The following is a 5056-nucleotide window of genomic DNA, read 5'->3' as shown; positions in this document are numbered from 1 at the left end:
AAAATTAAGGAAAAACTAAAGCGTATATAAGAAACTTTGAGTGAGTCAGACAAACATACAATGGAGAGTTTGATCCTGGCTCAGGATGAACGCTAGCGGGAGGCCTAACACATGCAAGCCGAGCGGTATTTGTCTTTCGGGACAGAGAGAGCGGCGTACGGGTGCGGAACACGTGTGCAACCTGCCTTTATCAGGGAGATAGCCTTTCGAAAGGAAGATTAATATCCCATAATATAATGAATGGCATCATTTATTATTGAAAGCTCCGGCGGATAGAGATGGGCACGCGCAAGATTAGATAGTTGGTGAGGTAACGGCTCACCAAGTCAGTGATCTTTAGGGGGCCTGAGAGGGTGATCCCCCACACTGGTACTGAGACACGGACCAGACTCCTACGGGAGGCAGCAGTGAGGAATATTGGACAATGGGTGAGAGCCTGATCCAGCCATCCCGCGTGAAGGACGACGGTTCTATGGATTGTAAACTTCTTTTATACTGGGATAAACCTACTCTCGTGAGGGTAGCTGAAGGTACAGTATGAATAAGCACCGGCTAACTCCGTGCCAGCAGCCGCGGTAATACGGAGGGTGCAAGCGTTATCCGGATTTATTGGGTTTAAAGGGTCCGTAGGCGGATCTGTAAGTCAGTGGTGAAATCTCACAGCTTAACTGTGAAACTGCCATTGATACTGCAGGTCTTGAGTAAAGTAGAAGTGGCTGGAATAAGTAGTGTAGCGGTGAAATGCATAGATATTACTTAGAACACCAATTGCGAAGGCAGGTCACTATGTTTTAACTGACGCTGATGGACGAAAGCGTGGGGAGCGAACAGGATTAGATACCCTGGTAGTCCACGCCGTAAACGATGCTAACTCGTTTTTGGGTTTTCGGATTCAGAGACTAAGCGAAAGTGATAAGTTAGCCACCTGGGGAGTACGTTCGCAAGAATGAAACTCAAAGGAATTGACGGGGGCCCGCACAAGCGGTGGATTATGTGGTTTAATTCGATGATACGCGAGGAACCTTACCAAGGCTTAAATGGGAATTGACAGGTTTGGAAACAGACTTTTCTTCGGACAATTTTCAAGGTGCTGCATGGTTGTCGTCAGCTCGTGCCGTGAGGTGTTAGGTTAAGTCCTGCAACGAGCGCAACCCCTGTCACTAGTTGCCATCATTCAGTTGGGGACTCTAGTGAGACTGCCTACGCAAGTAGAGAGGAAGGTGGGGATGACGTCAAATCATCACGGCCCTTACGCCTTGGGCCACACACGTAATACAATGGCCGGTACAGAGGGCAGCTACTTAGCGATAAGATGCGAATCTCGAAAGCCGGTCTCAGTTCGGATTGGAGTCTGCAACTCGACTCTATGAAGCTGGAATCGCTAGTAATCGCGCATCAGCCATGGCGCGGTGAATACGTTCCCGGGCCTTGTACACACCGCCCGTCAAGCCATGGAAGTCTGGGGTACCTGAAGTCGGTGACCGTAACAGGAGCTGCCTAGGGTAAAACAGGTAACTAGGGCTAAGTCGTAACAAGGTAGCCGTACCGGAAGGTGCGGCTGGAACATCTCATTTTAGAGCGTCTTTCGACGTTAAACAAAAACAGTACGCAAGTACAATGTACTTATTTAAAGTTTTTTAGCTTTAGTTTTTTTATTTGGTTGTCATATTATAAAAACATAAACCCACTAGAAATTAGTATAAGGGATAAGAGATTGAGAAATGAAGGAGAGGAAGAAGTATTACTTATTACTCATCACCCATTACTCATAACAAAGTCTCGTAGCTCAGCTGGTTAGAGCGCTACACTGATAATGTAGAGGTCGGCAGTTCGAGCCTGCCCGAGACTACTAATTAAGGCGGCTGGCGAATGGCTTATAGCTGATGGCAAGAAAGCCAAAAGCAATGAGCAAGAAGCCAACAGCAACTAGAGGGGGAATTAGCTCAGCTGGCTAGAGCGCCTGCCTTGCACGCAGGAGGTCAAGGGTTCGACTCCCTTATTCTCCACCATTGTTTCGAAAGAGACAGTACATTTGAAGGTTTAAAATTAAAAAGCAGATAGAGCCAAAAACAATATTTTGCGGATTAAGCTGGAAAAAGCATAAAGATCATTGACATTAACGGTAAAGATATCACAAAGAGAAAACCGGGCGCAGTAATGCGTTTGAGTTTACAAAAATATTTAGCAGCAATGCTAAGCAAAAATACTGAACTAATTAATAATTAGGAAAGAAATCGTTAAGGGCGTATGGCGGATGCCTAGGCTTTCAGAGGCGAAGAAGGACGTGGTAAGCTGCGAAAAGCTCGGGGGATTGGCACACACGAATTGATCCCGAGATGTCCGAATGGGGCAACCCGTCTGGTTGAAGACCAGTCACTCTAAATTTATTTAGAGAGCAAACCCGGAGAACTGAAACATCTAAGTACCCGGAGGAAAAGAAATCGAAGAGATTCCGTAAGTAGTGGCGAGCGAACGCGGATTAGCCCAAAAGCTTTTATATGTTTAATAGAATGTTCTGGAAAGAACAGCCGTAGAGGGTGATAGCCCCGTATATGAAAGGCATATTTAAGTGATAAATGAGTAGGGCGGGACACGTGAAATCCTGTCTGAATATGGGGGGACCATCCTCCAAGGCTAAATACTCCTGAAAGACCGATAGTGAACAAGTACTGTGAAGGAAAGGTGAAAAGCACTTCGAATAGAAGGGTGAAATAGAACCTGAAACCGTACGCCTACAAGCGGTCGGAGCCCACAAGTTGGGTGACGGCGTGCCTTTTGCATAATGAGCCTACGAGTTAATTTTACTAGCGAGGTTAAGGACTTCAGGTCCGGAGCCGGAGCGAAAGCGAGTCTGAACAGGGCGCATAGTTAGTAGGATTAGACGCGAAACCTTGTGATCTACCCATGGGCAGGTTGAAGCTTTGGTAACACAAAGTGGAGGACCGAACCGGTTGACGTTGAAAAGTCTTCGGATGACCTGTGGGTAGGGGTGAAAGGCCAATCAAACTGGGAGATAGCTCGTACTCTCCGAAATGCATTTAGGTGCAGCGTCGATTTACAGTTTATTAGAGGTAGAGCTACTGATTGGATGCGGGGGAGTCAAATCCTACCAATTCCTGACAAACTCCGAATGCTAATAAATGATGGTCGGCAGTGAGGGCATGGGTGCTAAGGTCCATGTCCGAGAGGGAAAGAACCCAGACCAACAGCTAAGGTCCCCAAATATATGTTAAGTTGAAGCAACGCGGTTGGACTGCATTGACAGCTAGGATGTTGGCTTGGAAGCAGCCATTCATTTAAAGAGTGCGTAACAGCTCACTAGTCGAGCGGTCCGGCATGGATAATAATCGGGCATAAACATATTACCGAAGCTATGGATTTACAGTCACGGGACTGTATCTGGTAGGAGAGCATTCTGTATGCGCCGAAGCAGTACTGTGAGGTATTGTGGAGCGTACAGAAAAGAAAATGTAGGCATAAGTAACGATAAAGCGGGCGAGAAACCCGCTCACCGAAAGACTAAGGTTTCCTCAGCCATGCTAATCAGCTGAGGGTTAGTCGGGACCTAACGCGAACCCGAAAGGGGTAGTGGATGGACAATGGGTTAATATTCCCATACTTGCTCACACTAAAAAGGGGACGGATTTACGTACTTACTGGAGACTGACGGAATAGTCAAGACCTAGCCTTCGGGCGAAGTTGCTGTAGGGAAATAGATTCCAAGAAAAGCCGAAGTGAAGCAACCCGTACCATAAACCGACACAGGTAGTCGAGGAGAGAATCCTAAGGTGCTAGAGTGAATCATGGTTAAGGAACTAGGCAAAATAGTCTCGTAACTTCGGGAGAAGAGACGCCATCAGCAATGGTGGCCGCAGTAAAAAGGCCCAGGCGACTGTTTATCAAAAACACAGGACTCTGCAAAATCGAAAGATGCAGTATAGGGTCTGACACCTGCCCGGTGCTGGAAGGTTAAGGAAGGGCGTTAGCAGCAATGCGAAGCGTTTGACTGAAGCCCCAGTAAACGGCGGCCGTAACTATAACGGTCCTAAGGTAGCGAAATTCCTTGTCGGGTAAGTTCCGACCTGCACGAATGGTGTAACGATCTGGGCACTGTCTCAACCATGAGCTCTGTGAAATTGTAGTCTCGGTGAAGATGCCGAGTACCCGCAATGGGACGAAAAGACCCTGTGAACCTTTACTATAACTTCGTATTGACTTTGAGTAAGTAATGTGTAGGATAGGTGGGAGACTATGAAGCAGGCACGCCAGTGTTTGTGGAGTCAACGTTGAAATACCACCCTTTACTTACTTGGAGCCTAACTTCCTTTGGAAGGACACTGCGTGGTGGGTAGTTTGACTGGGGTGGTCGCCTCCAAAAGAGTAACGGAGGCTTTCAAAGGTACCCTCAGCACGCTTGGTAACCGTGCGTAGAGTGTAATGGCATAAGGGTGCTTGACTGTGAGACCTACAAGTCGATCAGGTGCGAAAGCAGGACATAGTGATCCGGTGGTTCCGTATGGAAGGGCCATCGCTCATAGGATAAAAGGTACTCCGGGGATAACAGGCTAGTCTCCCCCAAGAGCTCATATCGACGGGGAGGTTCGGCACCTCGATGTCGGCTCGTCACATCCTGGGGCTGGAGAAGGTCCCAAGGGTTGGGCTGTTCGCCCATTAAAGTGGCACGCGAGCTGGGTTCAGAACGTCGTGAGACAGTTCGGTCTCTATCTATTGCGGGCGTTAGATGTTTGAGAGGGCTTGAATCTAGTACGAGAGGACCGATTTGAACAAACCTCTGGTGTATCAGTTGTTCCGCCAGGAGCACCGCTGAGTAGCTACGTTTGGAAGAGATAAGCACTGAAAGCATATAAGTGCGAAACTCGCCTCAAGATGAGACATCTTTTAAGGGTCGTGGGAGATGACCACGTTGATAGGCTACAGGTGTAAAGCTGGTAACAGCATAGCCGAGTAGTACTAATTACCCGTAGATTTATAGCCTAATTGGCAGCAGAACTGCGCCGCTCAGGTTCTCTCTTTGTGAATGTTTTTATCGATAAAA

The 5056-nt window shown here is 47.6% G+C and carries 2 tRNA genes and 2 rRNA genes; all 4 read left to right on the top strand.

Features of this window, described 5'->3' with window-relative positions:
* Positions 1-57 precede the first annotated feature (57 nt).
* The 4 genes from IC610_RS19825 (at position 58) to IC610_RS19810 (ending at position 4995) form a co-directional block, all read left to right on the top strand.
* Positions 58-1574, top strand: a 16S ribosomal RNA gene (locus IC610_RS19825).
* 201 nt (positions 1575-1775) lie between these two features.
* A tRNA-Ile gene (locus IC610_RS19820) sits at positions 1776-1849 on the top strand.
* An 83-nt stretch (positions 1850-1932) separates the two neighbouring features.
* A tRNA-Ala gene (locus tag IC610_RS19815) sits at positions 1933-2009 on the top strand.
* Positions 2010-2227: 218 nt separating this feature from the next.
* A 23S ribosomal RNA gene (locus IC610_RS19810) occupies positions 2228-4995 on the top strand.
* The 16S and 23S rRNA genes sit together here with 2 tRNA genes alongside, the layout of an rRNA operon.
* Positions 4996-5056 lie beyond the last annotated feature (61 nt).

The organism is Chryseobacterium caseinilyticum (assembly GCF_014837145.1).
GTDB lineage: Bacteria > Bacteroidota > Bacteroidia > Flavobacteriales > Weeksellaceae > Chryseobacterium > Chryseobacterium caseinilyticum.
The sequence above is the reverse complement of the archived record's forward strand: the minus strand, read 5'-3'. Positions and strand labels throughout refer to the sequence as shown.